At 43.2% G+C, this 14,694-nt stretch carries 15 protein-coding genes, 1 tRNA gene and 1 pseudogene; 7 read left to right on the forward strand and 10 right to left on the reverse strand.

Annotation, left to right across the window (positions count from 1 at the left end):
• Window positions 1-36: 36 nt before the first annotated feature.
• Window positions 37-957, forward strand: coding sequence for an alpha/beta fold hydrolase (locus tag AACT52_RS41050; protein ID WP_073635845.1), 921 nt, complete (start codon window positions 37-39; stop codon window positions 955-957).
• Window positions 958-1,025: 68 nt separating this feature from the next.
• On the opposite strand, the gene AACT52_RS41055 is transcribed toward AACT52_RS41050, so the two are convergent.
• Window positions 1,026-2,012 carry a GntR family transcriptional regulator gene (locus AACT52_RS41055; RefSeq protein WP_073635846.1) on the reverse strand — a complete coding sequence of 329 codons (987 nt, stop codon included), beginning with the start codon at window positions 2,010-2,012 and terminating at the stop codon, window positions 1,026-1,028.
• A 200-nt stretch (window positions 2,013-2,212) separates the two neighbouring features.
• Between AACT52_RS41055 and AACT52_RS41060 the strand changes: the two genes are divergently transcribed.
• Both AACT52_RS41060 and AACT52_RS41065 read left to right on the forward strand, forming a co-directional pair.
• Complete coding sequence (locus AACT52_RS41060; RefSeq protein WP_073635847.1) at window positions 2,213-2,950, forward strand: dienelactone hydrolase family protein; 738 nt, start codon at window positions 2,213-2,215, stop codon at window positions 2,948-2,950.
• Window positions 2,951-3,136: 186 nt separating this feature from the next.
• Complete coding sequence (locus AACT52_RS41065) at window positions 3,137-4,039, forward strand: S1 RNA-binding domain-containing protein (RefSeq protein WP_073635848.1); 903 nt, start codon at window positions 3,137-3,139, stop codon at window positions 4,037-4,039.
• Window positions 4,040-4,313: 274 nt separating this feature from the next.
• Here AACT52_RS41065 and AACT52_RS41070 read toward each other — a convergent pair whose 3' ends face one another.
• Genes AACT52_RS41070 through AACT52_RS41080 form a run of 3 tightly spaced genes read right to left on the reverse strand, consistent with a single transcriptional unit; the run spans window position 4,314 to window position 5,402 of the window.
• Window positions 4,314-4,541, reverse strand: a complete 228-nt coding sequence (locus tag AACT52_RS41070) for an RNA-guided endonuclease InsQ/TnpB family protein (RefSeq protein WP_272937141.1) — start codon at window positions 4,539-4,541, stop codon at window positions 4,314-4,316.
• On the reverse strand, window positions 4,511-4,942 hold the full coding sequence (locus AACT52_RS41075) for an RNA-guided endonuclease InsQ/TnpB family protein (protein WP_337251826.1): 432 nt from the start codon (window positions 4,940-4,942) through the stop codon (window positions 4,511-4,513). Before AACT52_RS41075 ends, AACT52_RS41070 begins: the two co-directional genes overlap by 31 nt.
• Window positions 4,938-5,402 (reverse strand): RNA-guided endonuclease InsQ/TnpB family protein, encoded by a 465-nt coding sequence (locus AACT52_RS41080; RefSeq protein WP_233154197.1) that lies wholly within the window; start codon window positions 5,400-5,402, stop codon window positions 4,938-4,940. Before AACT52_RS41080 ends, AACT52_RS41075 begins: the two co-directional genes overlap by 5 nt.
• A 231-nt stretch (window positions 5,403-5,633) precedes the next feature.
• Between AACT52_RS41080 and AACT52_RS41085 the strand changes: the two are divergent.
• A pseudogene (locus tag AACT52_RS41085) lies at window positions 5,634-5,741 on the forward strand (helix-turn-helix domain-containing protein); the annotation flags it as partial.
• A 98-nt stretch (window positions 5,742-5,839) separates the two neighbouring features.
• Here the strand turns inward: AACT52_RS41085 and AACT52_RS41090 are convergent.
• From AACT52_RS41090 to AACT52_RS41100, 3 genes are all read right to left on the reverse strand, one after another.
• Entirely contained in the window at window positions 5,840-8,026 is a 2,187-nt protein-coding gene (locus AACT52_RS41090) for a DEAD/DEAH box helicase (protein ID WP_073635849.1), read from the reverse strand.
• A gap of 221 nt (window positions 8,027-8,247) precedes the next feature.
• Window positions 8,248-8,700 carry a type II toxin-antitoxin system VapC family toxin gene (locus AACT52_RS41095; RefSeq protein WP_073635850.1) on the reverse strand — a complete coding sequence of 151 codons (453 nt, stop codon included), beginning with the start codon at window positions 8,698-8,700 and terminating at the stop codon, window positions 8,248-8,250.
• Window positions 8,697-8,969, reverse strand: a complete 273-nt coding sequence (locus AACT52_RS41100) for a hypothetical protein (protein ID WP_073635851.1) — start codon at window positions 8,967-8,969, stop codon at window positions 8,697-8,699. Before AACT52_RS41100 ends, AACT52_RS41095 begins: the two co-directional genes overlap by 4 nt.
• Before the next feature lie 208 nt (window positions 8,970-9,177).
• On the opposite strand from AACT52_RS41100, the gene AACT52_RS41105 reads away from it, so the two are divergent.
• Together AACT52_RS41105 and AACT52_RS41110 are read left to right on the forward strand one after the other, a co-directional pair.
• Window positions 9,178-10,350 (forward strand): helix-turn-helix domain-containing protein, encoded by a 1,173-nt coding sequence (locus tag AACT52_RS41105; RefSeq protein WP_073635852.1) that lies wholly within the window; start codon window positions 9,178-9,180, stop codon window positions 10,348-10,350.
• On the forward strand, window positions 10,347-10,874 hold the full coding sequence (locus AACT52_RS41110; RefSeq protein WP_073635853.1) for a hypothetical protein: 528 nt from the start codon (window positions 10,347-10,349) through the stop codon (window positions 10,872-10,874). Before AACT52_RS41105 ends, AACT52_RS41110 begins: the two co-directional genes overlap by 4 nt.
• Window positions 10,875-11,005: 131 nt before the next feature.
• On the opposite strand, the gene AACT52_RS41115 is transcribed toward AACT52_RS41110, so the two are convergent.
• Window positions 11,006-11,090: transfer RNA gene (locus AACT52_RS41115), tRNA-Ser, on the reverse strand.
• Between the two features lie 73 nt (window positions 11,091-11,163).
• Complete coding sequence (locus tag AACT52_RS41120) at window positions 11,164-12,093, reverse strand: TIGR04168 family protein (RefSeq protein WP_073635855.1); 930 nt, start codon at window positions 12,091-12,093, stop codon at window positions 11,164-11,166.
• A gap of 153 nt (window positions 12,094-12,246) precedes the next feature.
• On the opposite strand from AACT52_RS41120, the gene nadA reads away from it, so the two are divergent.
• Window positions 12,247-13,221, forward strand: coding sequence for a quinolinate synthase NadA (nadA, locus tag AACT52_RS41125; protein ID WP_073635856.1), 975 nt, complete (start codon window positions 12,247-12,249; stop codon window positions 13,219-13,221).
• A 102-nt stretch (window positions 13,222-13,323) separates the two neighbouring features.
• On the opposite strand, the gene AACT52_RS41130 is transcribed toward nadA, so the two are convergent.
• Window positions 13,324-14,235, reverse strand: coding sequence for a hypothetical protein (locus AACT52_RS41130; protein ID WP_073635854.1), 912 nt, complete (start codon window positions 14,233-14,235; stop codon window positions 13,324-13,326).
• Window positions 14,236-14,694 lie beyond the last annotated feature (459 nt).

Here is a 14,694-nt window from a genome sequence, read left to right on the forward strand (position 1 = left end):
CTTGATCTTTGACTTTTGACTTTTGACTTTTGACAAATGCCTTATATAAACGTTCGTGGTGTTGACCATTACTACGAGTGGATAAAAAAGCCATCGGAGACTGAAGACAAGCCTGTGATGGTTTTTCTTCACGGTTGGGCTGGTTCCAATCGGTACTGGCGAAGTACCGCTGATGCTTTCTCAGAAGAATTTGATTGCTTACTTTACGATTTACGGGGATTTGGGCGTTCCCGTGGACAACCAACTGTAGCCAAAGCGAGTGAAGCTGTGGTTGAGTCTGTCGAGTTGCACTCACCACAGGCAGAATCTGTAGCAATCCAAGAGTTAACTTATGAGCTAGAGGAATACGCTGACGACTTGGCAGCTTTGCTAGATGAGTTGCAGCTCCAACGCGTGTATATCAATGCTCATTCGATGGGAGCGTCCATTGCTACTTTGTTTCTCAACCGCTACCCCCAACGAGTGGAAAGAGCAATTCTCACCTGTAGCGGTATTTTTGAGTATGACGAAAAAGCATTTACAGCTTTTCATAAATTCGGTGGCTACGTGGTCAAATTTCGTCCGCAGTGGCTGGAGAAAATACCGTTTGTTGACCGGATGTTTATGGCGCGATTTCTACACCGTGCTATACCAGCAGCAGAACGTCGGGCTTTCTTGCAGGATTTTCTCATAGCAGACTACGATGCTGCTTTGGGTACAATTTTTACATCTGTTAGTAAAGCCGCATCTGAGTTAATGCCGCAGGAATTTGCTCAGCTGACGGTGCCTACACTACTGGTGGCGGGCGAGTTCGACAAAATTATTCCAGCCAAAATGGGTCGTCAGGCAGCGGCACTGAACGATAAAGTAGAATTTTGCTTGATTCGCAATACGGCTCATTTCCCTATGTTGGAAGACTCAGCTACTTACCTCAAACGCGTGCGAGAGTTCTTGCAACTAGAGCAAAGATTAGGATAGAAAATTGGCTTATGAATGAGTGAATTATGAATTGGGAATTGCCGTATTCATAATTCACTCTTGATCATTCAACCCAAACCCAGCTCTCGTTTGAGCAAGTTAATCGAGTTGGTACCAATATATTTTTCGCTAGTCATGTGTTTAGGTGGGCGAATAATGTCATCCATAGCAGCTTGCATAGCAGCTTGCACCGCAGAAAAACTCACTTGATCTACGCTAAAAATGACTTGTGCTCGCTTGACGATCGCCTGAAGTTTGTAAGCATCTTTTGGTTGTGCAGTCATCACCAGTATTTCATCCCCCCGTAAACCGTGGAGGATAACTTCTGCAGCTCGAAGAATTCCAGAACTGATGCTGACTATGCCAAGGCAACTGTCTTTAGGTAGGTTTTTAAACTGGTTGAATTCGTTGGCGTAGTCATGAATGTCAAGGGGTATGACGCGCACAGCTTTAGGTGCGGCGATGACTTCCACCTCGCCAATAAAATACCGACTGGTGACAACTGTCGCTGAGGAAGTTTGATCTAGCACAGCCGCTAATTGTTCCATCGCTACCAACTGCACTGGTATTTTCAGGGCTTGTTCTAATTCATAGACCATCAATTCCCCAACACCGATATCCTGAGTTGGAACTGCAACCAACACTCGCGCACTACAACGCAAGCGCCAATCAACTTCCGCCAAGAATAACTCACGGGCTTGATTGAGGGAACAGCCTTGAGAAAGGAGCTCGTCTAGTGCAAGCTGAACAACTTTGTATGCTTGAGGATATTCTTTGAGAATCGGTGATTGCAGCCTACTACCACCCTCATGACCCTGGGCGCGGACGTAAATCCCTGACCCAGCAAGACTTTCTACAAGTCCGTCGTCTTCCAATTGACGGTACACTTTGCTAATGGTATTACGATGCAAGCCTGTCTGCATTGCCAGCGCTCTCGTACTCGGTAGTTTATATCCAGGTGGATATTGCCGAGAGGCGATCGCAAACCGAATTTGATTAAACAGCTGGTTTGATGCGGGGATTTCACTGTCTGGCTGTATACGAAACTGAATCATCACCAAAGCTCCTGCATGATAGTAGCTGCATATGACCAGCTGCGAATGCTAACTGTCAAATATTTTACTTATATATTGAATTTCTCTTTGGGAAAATTCTGGTGTGGTTGTTACTCGTAGTTGATAATTTGATTGGAGATCGCCTTGACATCTTGGCATAGCTATTTCTTCATAATCACACAGCACTGGTAAAACCTATTATGGCAGAGCGAGCAATACATACCACAACTATTAAAGTTTCGCAAGATGATTTGCAAATCGACGCCTATCTAGCTAAGCCTTCTCAAGAAGGTTCTTATCCAGGAGTTGTGGTATTGCAGGAAATTTTTGGAATCAACTCCCACATTCGGAACGTTACAGAACGTATTGCCCAGGAAGGTTATGTCGCAATTGCACCTGCACTGTTCCAACGAATTGCCCCTGGTTTTGAAACTGGCTACACCCCGCAAGATATTGAAATAGGCAGAAACTACGCAATGCAAACCAAGGCATCAGAGTTACTGAGCGATATCCAACGATCCATTGACTATCTCAAAACCCTCCCTGAGGTGAAAAAAGATGGCTTTGGGTGTATAGGCTTTTGTTTTGGCGGTCACGTCGCATATCTTGCCTCTACCCTGCCAGATATTAAGGCTACCGCTTCCTTCTACGGTGCTGGAATCGCCACCCGCACCTTTGGGGGTGGAGAGCCTACCATTTCTCGCACAAGAGAGATTAAAGGCACTCTCAATGCCTTCTTTGGTATGGAAGACGCCAGTATCCCAATAGAACAGGTAGACCAAATTGAGGCAGAGTTAGAAAAATACAACATTCCTCATCGTGTGTTTCGCTACGATGGAGCTGACCACGGATTTTTCTGCGACCAACGCGCCAGCTATAATTCTATAGCTGCTGCTGATGCTTGGGAGCAGGTAAAACAACTGTTTGGACAACTTTAGCTATCCGATTTGATTTGCGTTCTGGTTGCATTTAGGTCGTCCCTACCCATTAGTCATTAGTCATTACAAAGAACTAATGACTAATGATAGTCTTCACGAGCAATCACAGTCACTCGAATAGTGTTGTTTAGCGTTGAGTAAAACTCCAGTGGCATCAGCTAGAATCGCAATTTATCTTTAACAGTCATGGATTCCGAAGCGCAATTTTCTCAAAAAGCCAATTCGTCGTTTACAATGGACGACTTTGCCAAAGCACTGGAAAAACACGATTACCAGTTTCAAAAGGGACAGGTGGTAAACGGCAGAGTCTTTCAACTTGATCCTGATGGAGCATATGTTGATATTGGTGGCAAGTCGTCGGCGTTTGTTCCTCGCGATGAGGCTTCTTTGAGAACAGTAACCGATTTGTCCGAGATACTGCCATTAAATGAGAATTTAGAATTCTTAATCATCAGGGATCAGGATGCAGAAGGTCAAGTCACCCTTTCGCGAAAGCAACTGGAAATCCAGCACATTTGGGATCGACTGGCGCAAATGCAGGAGAATTCTCAAACGACGCAAGTGCGGGTAATAAATGTCAATAAAGGTGGCGTTACCGTTAATGTTCAGGGTTTGCGAGGATTTATTCCGCGATCGCACTTGGTTGAGCGAGATAATTTAGAAGCACTTAAGGGTCAATCTCTCAATGCTGGCTTTTTGGAGGTTAACAAGAGCAACAATAAGCTTATCCTTTCCCAGCGCATAGCAACTCGTTCTGCTAGCTTCAGTACATTGGAAGTGAATCAGCTGGTGCTTGGGAAAATCAGTGGTATCAAACCCTTTGGTGTCTTTGTGGATTTAGATGGCACAAGCGCCTTGCTTCATATTAAGCAGATAAGCCAGAAATTTATTGAAAATCTGGAAAAGGTGTTTCAAGTCGGTCAGCCGATTAAAGCTATAATCATAGACTTGGATGAAGGCAAAGGTCGGGTTGCTCTTTCCACGAGAGTTTTGGAAAATTTCCCAGGCGAGATGCTAGAAAATATGGACGAAGTCATGGCATCCGCCGAGGCGCGTGCAGAACGAGCAAAAAACAAGGTGTCGGAATAGGGAATTTGGTTGTAGTTGCGACACGCGACTACTAACCCATTAGCAATGCCAAATCGTGGCGATAGCTCTCTCGAAGTTTCTGCAATGTCGATTCTGTTAAGGCAAACTTGATTAAACCGACTAACTTGCCGTTATATAAAACCTACCCAAAATTACCCATGCTTGGACTTTTCTATACTAGATAACTTGTACCAGTTGGTTGATTTTGGGCTTCGTCTACTTCCTGCTTCATTCTGATAGTGTCGGCACTCACCAGTCCACAGGCTCATACGGTCTAACTGACCGCGTTCTCCAAATTGATTGCAGCGTTCAAATCGCGGTCAATCACAAAACCACAATGACCACATTCAAACACTCGCTCATCAAGTCCGAGTGTTTCCTTTTTGGTTCCACAGTTTGAACAAGTCTTGGAACTTGGGAACCATCGGTTAACCACAACGAGCTTAGAACCATACAGTTCACACTTGTAGGTCAACTGGCGACGAAACTCGAAAAATGACATATCGGCAACTGCGCAAAGCCCAGTTTATGATTAGCCATCATGCCGCATACATTCAAGTCCTCAATGACTACTGTGCCGTGGTTCTTAGCAAGCAGTGTTGTAGCTTGGTGCAATGTATCTTTGCGGATATTAGCAATCTTTCTGTGCAGACGAGCTACTGCCAATTGTGCTTTTTTCCAGTTAGCTGAACCGACGATTTTATGGCGGTTCAACCATTGCATTCTGCTTAACTTGGCTTCATACTTTTTGTAAGATTTAGCACCTAAGACTACTTCACCAGTAGAGAGTGTAGCTAATGATTTGACACCAAGGTCAACGCCTACAATACTGTTTGAAACAGACTTTTGTTGCTCTACATCAAACCTAAAACTAATAAACCATCTGTCAGCCTGTCGGCTAATTGTTGCTAACGCGCGTTAATACTTGCGGAAGTCGTTCATAGGTTTTGAGAACACCAATCACAGGCACTTGAATCTTATTGTTTCCAAGAATTTTAACAGTACCTTCCAATGTGAAAGAGTCACGTCTACCTTTCTTTTTAAACTTAGGAACTCCAGCAGTCTTGTTAAAACAACGCTTCCAGGCTTCACGCAAAGCCATTAATGCTTGCTGTGGTGTCGATTTCGAGCATTCGTAATACCATTCATTTTCGGATTTCACCAATGCTATCAACCATTTATGCAGGTCAATAGCAGTAGGAAACTTAATCTTGGAATCAGGATTGGCTTTGTTATGGTCAAGTATTTGCTTAGTTAAAGCTAGTCCCCAGTTCCAGGCATGACGAGCCACTCCACAATGCTTTATCAATGCTATGCGTTGTTGGTTGTTCAGTTTTAATTCTGTTTTGAAACCTAACAACACTACGATACCTCCTTGAATACAGCCGTCATAGCATCAATTAATTTCTTGTTTTTCTTGCTTCTAGAGCTATAAGGAACTTCCAAAAAATAAAACAATCAACTTATAAAAATTATAATAATTATTGGTTGATGATATATAGCAGTCCTAAATCATTTGTGAAATACCTCCCTCAAGTCTACCTTGTCCTCCTTGTCTCTTACTTTTCACGAATCAAATAGGATTCCTATAGACTACGCAAGAGCGCCAGGGCTGGCAATGGTTGATTTTACCTCAATCCTGAAGATGGCGCGTGCCTTGGATGTGATGATTGAAGATTTGGTAGAGGTCCTTGAAGAGTGAAGCAACGGATAAAATAACGGATGTAACGGATAGATTGACTGGGGAAATTACAGAGAAATTATCCGCGACATCCGCTACATCCACTACCTTATCCGCTGTTATGCTTCATCTGCATCACCAATATCTCGCTTGGGTGGGCGCTTGTAGGTAAACGTGAAAGTGTCACCACTGGTAATAACTTGCCGCATCTCATCATACATTGGATAATTGCCCACACCACTCAGGTTTGCCCAGCCCCGTGTCCTGGTTAAAGCGACAAACAACTGGTTACGATAATTCACATCACTTTCATTGCGAGCCACATTATCAAAGCCGACTACATACACCATATCAGCCTCATTTCCCTTAGCGCGAGGGACACGAGAGACTGTAACAGCCCCATCACACCAGAAGTTGTTTGGCTGACTAACTTGCCATTCAAACTTTAAGATATTACTGCTGGGAGCACTGGGAATATAGATATCTATGCCCTGTTGCATCAAAAATCCCGCCACTTGAGTTTCTAAGTCCATTACCTCGGAATTAGAGCCTAAAATCACAACCAAGATATCGCGGGTGGGATTAAGACCATCATGGACGATGTTATGCATGATGTTCTGCGCCAACGCAGTGATTTCTTCTTGGCGAGAACTGTAAGTTTGAAATTCCAATACAGGTGTGTCCCAGAGTTCAGCAATGGGATTTGGTGAATATTGCGGAGGTCGATGCACAGTTATTGGCTGACCGACACGCCTGAAGTCTCCTGTGACTTCGTAACCGATTCTGTCCCAATATGTTTTATTTGTGATACCAGAAACCATTCCCTCTGGGCGTAGCAAACCCATAGCAATGGCATGAGCAGTTGTGAGAATTGGTCCAGGAGTGCGGTAACAGTGGCGCATCACTACAGCACGTTTGATACCGCCTGGATATTGTGGTTGCTTGCTCAAAAGATTGCTCAAATTCTCGCCAAATACCTCTTTAGCTTTTGGCACTACTATACTATCGAGGCTTTGTGCTTCATCGTAAGCCCAAATTAAGCGCCTCTCCTCTGGTTTTTCCTCACTCACTGGTCGCAATGCTTGATAAGCCATCCAGTAAATAGCTTGCTTATCCTCATATTTCAATTCATCTTCCGCTACTAAATCTTGACCTTCATCAATCAAGATGGCATCGAACATCGGCTCAATCTCTATTTCCTCTTGTAGCCGTTTACATAACTCTGCCAAACCTCGGTTAGGTTGTCTTTCTTTCGTGTCTGCAACAGTCCCGCGTCTTTTACCGTGGTACTCGCAAATCGTCCCGTACAAGCCTGGTTGTTCCCTCGCTCCCCAAGCATGAAGTACTTGCAGTTTCTGGTTTGTCTTATGGTCGTACTTCATCTCACCACAACTGAAGCGGCGTATCCACTTATCTACTAGTCCGGTAATTTGCTCGTAGAGCGATCGCGTAAAAAACACCAAGGCAATATCCCAGTCTGGGTGCTTAAGGTGCATCATCGCCGCTTTTTGACACAGCAGCACTGTCTTACCTGAACCCGCTATACCGCGAATTCGCTGAGGTCCTGGGGGAATTTCTTTTCCTATGTGTTCTTGCTGTAAATCTATTTCGTATAGCCTTTGGCGCAAACTGTCCATAATGCTGGCGCGGGTTTTGCCTGTGGTTGAGGTTGTAGCGCGAGGAGGTTTACGAAGTACAGGTGTCCCGCCAATCACTGAAAGTAGCAATTCCCAGTCTTTATCTTCCAGGCTTTCTCCTGGAACTACACAAGAGATTTGTTGAATACGTTCCAATAAGCCAACTTTGCCTAACTGGTCTTGAAAAATCACAGGAGGACAGTTGGGTAGTTGGTCAAAACCTTTTTGTTGCCATTGTTCTTGGGTAATCAGAGGTAATGCAACGAGCGATCTTCCAGTAACCCTGCGCCAGATAGCAGATTCGCGGTCAGTGTATGCAATCAATGCTCGCAGTTGATGTTCGGCTCGTTGATAAGGATTAGCTTCTGCGATGTGATAGTTTTGCAACTGCCAAATATCATCATTAATAGTCACTATTTGGTCAATGGCGACTGGCAATACTTCAATAACCACTAAACCAAATTCTCTATCAGCTATGAGGATATCAGGTTCCTTACGAATCTCTCCCACCTTCGAGAAAATCGGATAGCGCCAGTATCCGATACAGTTTCTATCAGAAAAAGCACTCTTAACAGCATCCCAAACTTTTTGCTCACCTGCTTCACTGCTAGCTTTTAATGGTTCGGTAGTGATAAATTTGCTACTTTGTTCTTCGTTACCACGATCCATTCAGTACCTGCCTGTATTTGTTAAACTTCTGATACAAAAGCATTTTGAGTAATGCTGTCAGGCTAGCACTGCAAATGTAATACTTACCAGTGCAGATACACGGAACTACTTACCTAAGTAAGTTCAGCAGATATGCGGTGTTAGTTGAACGAAGTTTGTGATAATTTTGCTCGTTAACTTTTAGATACTGAAGGTAAGTTAGCGTTGCTCCTCCTCTAAATTCAGGGCAACGATGGAATCTCAAAGTCATTGAACAAGCAAACATCATAAGACGTAGCCCCTAAAGCCCTAACCAGGCGCTGGTCTAGAGTCAGTAGCGTAGCACCAACCTGCTGTGAAAGGGCAACGTAAGAAGCATCATAGGCGGAAATGTTATAAGCCAAGGCGATGCTTACGGCATCTGCCATCAAGTCAACCGTCGAGACAACACGAAAGTCAAAAGCCTTCAGAGTTGCTAAATCTGCTGAAACTTTGGTGGTAGGGTAAAGTCCTGCACGAACATACTTCCAAAGCGTGTTGGCACATTCAATGTAAAACAGGTCAGGTACAAAGAATTCATTTTGAGAATTGCCAATATGAGCCAAAAGTTGATCAACTTTCAGGGATAAGGGATCTGGGATAAAGTGCTTGATGCAAACACTTGTATCCACTACGCACCTGATAGGGGTCGTCATCTATCGCGGTCTTCTCTAATCAGGGCGGTGCTATCGGGCCATTCGACATCAGTTGGAAGCTGCTCCCGACGGCGGCGACTTTCTTCTAAAAGTTTTGGTAAATTCTTTCGCCTCTGCTCTTCTGCAATTTTCTTTATCTGGGCTGCGGACAAAGCATTTCGTAATAAAGTAATGACTTGGGCGTTGATTGAGTTGTTTTCGGCTATAGCTAGCTCTTGTAGCTGTTCATACAAGTCATCGGGTAAATCTACATCATGAACGATAGCCATCTGTCGAACCCCTTGTTGAATTTATTGGACATAGTAGCATGATGCAACTGGCATGGATTGCAAGGGAGAGAGGGCGATCGCATAGTTGCTGGTAACAGAATTTTACTCTTATATGCTTATTGTTAGAGCTGACGGTATTATAGAACACAGTCTACGGCTTCAGGTCTGTGGATGCAAAGCGCTTGCCAGCTAAATGGAAAGATAAGCTATGACATTCGACTATGTATTGCTAGGCAAAAAACTGCGAGAAGTGCGTGAAGACTCAAACATTGATGCTGCAGAAGCAGCTTTTCGACTTCAAATCAGTTTAGAAGACTATTTGAAAATTGAGTCGGGTGAGAAGAAAGCAACTGGTGATCAAGTTGTCTTACTAGCAGCTCTATACCAAGAGGATTTTCGCTATTTTGTTACTGGTGATTATCCTTCAGCAAGATCCCAAATACAAGAAATGTTCCGCCTCAATGCATCACTTTCCAAAAATGATCGAATTGCAATTAAAATATTTGTGCGATTATGCGAATATGAAAGTTTTCTAGAACAAGAGATTTTCAACAAGAAGTACAGCCCTCTTCCAAATTACGGGCAACGCCAATTCGGTCATAATTACTTTAAAAAACAAGGTGCAGAAGCAGCTAAGTTTGAAAGGGAGCGTCTTCAATTAGGAAAATCACCAATTAGAGATATTTTTGACCTGATGCGAAACCAAGATATTCATGTTTTTAAGCGACAGCTAGAAGACCGTAATATTTCAGGGCTATATATAAATCATCCTACAGCAGGTCACTGTATTCTGATTAACTACCTTGATGACCTATACCGTCAGAATTTTTCTGCAGCACATGAATACTGCCATGCTTTGTTTGATTCAGCCTTGGAACAGGAGGTCACTTATTTCAAACAAGAAACTAATGAATTAGAGTGGCGGGCTAACAGCTTTGCAGGTAACTTTTTACTGCCTAAGGAATGTATTGAAGAGAATTACAGCCCAGCAACAGAATATGAAAATTGGATCAATCTAATTCGTCACATTGCCGAAACATTTAGAATCAGCGCCCAAGTGGTAATCATTCGTCTTTTAGAAATGGAGTGGATTGATGAAGACTTGAAAAAACAATTAATGAGTGAAAAGCGTCTTGTTATTAAATTACAAGAAAAATTTGATCCTGAGATTCCACCAGATTTATCTACAGGACAAAAGGAACGATTAACACACGTAATTCGTCATGGTCTTTCTTGGTATTTTATTGAACTTTGTACAAAAGCCTACAGAGATGGTGAAATCACTTACCAAAAGTTGTTAGAGATGTTTTCATTACCTTTGGAACAAGGATATCAACTATTAAATGACTTTAGAACATTTTTAGAGGTAGTTGACTTGTGAACTTTATTTTGGCTATTGATACCTGTGCAATTATTCATTTGATGTATATTCAGCGCTTTGACCTTCTCAAAATACTAGGCTATTCTGTTATAACCACAGTATATGTACAGTTAGAATTTGAAAAAGGGCACACTATTAGCCGTGACTTTTTTTTTAATCTAATTGATAAAAAAGAAATTTTCAACTATCCTTTGGAAATTGAGGATTTAGTTGAAATGGCAAAAGTTTCTCATTCAAAACGAGCAAGCAATGCAGAATTATCTTGTTTTGTGCTAGCAAAACGTATGGGTTGGAAGGCTATGACTGATGATAAAAAAGCCTCTACTTATATTCAAAGGTATATTTCAATGCCGCAAGGAAGCGTAATAAGTTTGGTAGATGTCTTATTAGATGCGTATTCAAAGTATTACTTAGGCGATTATGATTTGCGCTCCATACAGGCAACGCTAAAAGAAAATAAGTTTCATATCAAGGTCGATTTGGTTGCTGAAGGTGCTAGAAGACGATTGATGACTGGAACATGAGTTGAATAAGGCTCCGTAGAGATGTGTCGGTAGTAGTGCTTTTCAATTTTGCCTCATCCTAGCTACTTGATTCAGAACCTTAAGACTTAGGAAAAGCGCGATCGCCCAACCAACTCTCACAGATCATTCAACGGAGAGGGGGAGATTCGAACTCCCGGAACCTTTCGGTTCATCCGATTTCAAGTCGGACGCAATCGACCACTCTGCCACCTCTCCAAGTAAGCTGTCAGCGCTGAGCTGTCAGCAGTCGGCGTCATAAGCCGACCAAATACATAGTATATATCATCCTCTACGCAGGTTGCACTACTGGACTGGGTTTTTGATAAAGAATTTCTTCAGAAGTGACAGTGAAATCCTTTCCAACCCAAACTAGGGAGACTTGGGAGACGACACTACCTTCCAGCAGGACAATGGAGAAGTTACGCTGCTTATAGCTGCCATGTTCCACAATCCTGGGTACACTAGCAGCGTTCAAGTAAACTATCCCCTCTGGACTTCTAAAGATGCGCTTTCGCGGCTCTTTCTTTGTGTGTCGCAGGCTGTGATGCATATGACCAAATGTGACGAGGGGAATGGTTTTACCAGCCGTGATCGTCTGAGAAATTGCCTCTCCTAAATCCGCGTCGCCAAAGTCGCCCCCTATGGGATGCCAATCTTTGCCACAGGGATCTTCTGGGCGATCGCCCAACCCAGTGGGACCGTTGTGACCCAGAAAAATTATCGTCTGGTAAGCCGCACTCTTTGCTGCAGTGACAATGCGGGCTGTGGACTCTTCAAAACTGGTCACTCCATACCACTGTTGGTAGAAATCAGTATATTTCCACTCTGGTCCACCCCAGCTAAAGGGACGACCGCCAACAACCGTTAAATTTAGAGCCGGAAAATCTAGCTTACCGTAACCGACTTGGGTTTCACCCAATAAATCCAGTTGCTGCTGTACCCAGTCTTCCTTGGTGCGGTCGTAAGGACACTTCTTCCGTCCCCAGTCTGTAGCAGTGTACCAGGCATCGTGGTTTCCCATCACCGCTGCTTTGGGAATGTCGAGGGATGCGATCGCTCTTACGACTTGCACCGACTCATTGCCAAAATCCCCAACAAACAGCACTAAGTCAACACCCAGATGCTTGAGTGCAATGCCATCTTCTTCTTCCCATTGGTCGTGAACATCTCCTACTACAGCAATTTTCAAAGTTTTTGAGTTTGTTTTCTGACTGGTCATGCCACTTTCCTTGCCATCTGTTTCCAGCATATGAAAATTACGGGATTTTGACACAATTCCGGGGGAGGAGCATCACCCGTCAAACATTTTTGGTAAAAACTACTATAATTGAATCCACTAGATAAAACTTGTAAAATTCAGCAACGTCTAACTGTGTTTACGACTGCACTTGCTCAACGTGGAAAAACGGAACAGGGTGATCTACCACTAGATTTATTTACAGCCATTGAGACTCTTAAAAAAGAACTCAATGCTGTTATCCTGGCACATTACTATCAAGAACCGGATATTCAAGATATTGCAGACTTTATTGGGGATTCGCTACAGCTTGCTAAAGCAGCAGCGCATACAAATGCAGATGTGATTGTCTTTGCTGGTGTCCACTTTATGGCAGAAACGGCAAAGATTCTTAATCCCGACAAAATGGTACTTTTACCAGATTTAAATGCTGGTTGTTCTTTAGCTGATAGTTGTCCAAAAGAAGAGTTTGGGGCTTTTAAAGCGGCGCACCCAGACCATTTGGTAGTTTCTTACATCAACTGCTCTGCTGATATTAAGGCAATGAGCGATATTATTTGCACCAGTTCCAACGCTGTCAAAATTGTCCAGCAGATTCCCAAAAACCAGCCGATTATTTTTGCTCCAGATAAAAATTTGGGGCGGTATGTGATGGAAAAAACTGGGCGAGATTTAGTGCTGTGGGAAGGAAGTTGTGTTGTGCATGAAACTTTTTCTGAAAAGAAAATTGTGCAGTTGAAAATAGCATACCCACAAGCAGAGGCGATCGCCCACCCAGAATGTGAAACTACTGTCTTGCGCCACGCGAGTTTCATCGGCTCGACAGCGGCTTTACTCAAATATTGTGAACAGAGTTCTTCTCAAGAATTTATCGTTGCTACGGAACCTGGTATCATTCACCAAATGCAAAAACGAGCCCCGCACAAACGCTTTATACCTGCACCACCGCTGAATAACTGCGCTTGCAACGAGTGTCCTTTTATGCGGTTAAATACCCTGGAAAAGCTCTACTGGGCAATGAAAAATCGCGCTCCAGAAATCACCTTGCAAGAGTTTATCCGCGAGGCTGCATTGCGACCAATTCAAAGAATGCTAGAAATGAGTGCTTGATATTAAGCTACTGACCATTTTGACCATTTTCAATACGTGTGCCTCCTGGTGGGTCGGAGTTGCGCAAACCGTGTAGCGTGCCGTAGGCATATTTTAAATTGCTTAGGAGGACCTTTTCTTTGATTCTTCTTCAGCAGCTTGACTATATTTTTTGTATAGTTTAGTGCGGAGCTGAGCTTCCTGATAGCGGCTGTGGTTTGGTGGCACGGCACTCATTAATTCTGATGCCCGTTGCCACCTAGCAGCAAGATCCAACCACTGAGCTGAACTTGTAGCTGTTTTACCAGTTGCAGAAGCTTTGTTGGCAATTCGTACTGCTGCTGCAAAGGGATCTACAGAAAAAGTAGAACCATTTGGACTAGCAGTAGGCGGCGGTACTTCAGGTTGTTTTTGGTTGGTAGTTACTGGAGCTAGAGAGTTTAATGTTTCTGGTTGGATTGGGTTTTTCAGCTTATTTCCTAGCAAAGCATACGCAGCTACACCAAGCGACAGAAAAAACATACAAAAGCTCGCGGCTCCTAGCATTCGTCCAACAGGAGAATTTTTGATTTTATTGTTATGAGTAACTACTGAAAGAGGAGAAAATTGAGGTTTGGGTAAATTTGTTTTTCCTTGTTGAGTTGTACGCTCTTTCAATTCTTTTATTTTTTGCTTAAAAATATTAGGTTTGACTAATGTAATTTCCTGTGACCACAGCAATTGATTTTCGGGGTTGCGATTAATTTCCTCTAGCCACAGCAACTGCTGTTCCCGAACAATACGACTGTTGATATTGACTCGACAAATATTGCGTGGTGCAATTGACTCGAGAATCTGCTGGATGTGCTTTACCAAAGTTGATTGTTCAAGTTGAGCCACCGTACGAGCCTCACAAAGAAGTTGTAAGACACCATCGTCAAAAATAGCTCTGGTTCTGATACCAGACGAGGCTAGTTTTTCGTTCAACAGTTGAATAATCGCAGCAACGCTACCTTGATGAGCTTGCCAAGCGATATCATTTATCCGCTCTACCATTTGTGAATTAGGGATAGCAGTTTAACCCTGAATTATTAACAGACAAATTTATTTAGGAAATTTAGACTTTGCCTTGTTTTAGATTTTATGAGTAAAAATATGATATGCCAAATTTGACAAAAATCTCCTTTGTGGATCGGTTGCGTTGCTTTTGTCAAAAGTAACGCGGTTCGTGCGCTTGGGGATGGTGTGCATCAAACTCCTCAAGGGTTAATTTGACACCTCAACTCTAACAAAATATTTCAGCAATATTGCTTATTCACATATCGAGCAATGTCTTCATGTGTCACCAATCGCTTTGGAGACAGGGTGTAGAGCGTCAACTATGGACAGCCTCAGAAACTAGGACATAAAAATAAAGCCTCTTTCTGTGTTACAGAAAGAGGCTTTATTTTTATAATTGCCCTGGCACCGAGCTATTGTCACAGGCAGCTACCCGCCAACTATCGTCGCCACAGC

Origin of the sequence: Scytonema sp. HK-05, assembly GCF_963872035.1 — a bacterium.
Classification (GTDB): domain Bacteria; phylum Cyanobacteriota; class Cyanobacteriia; order Cyanobacteriales; family Nostocaceae; genus Kalymmatonema.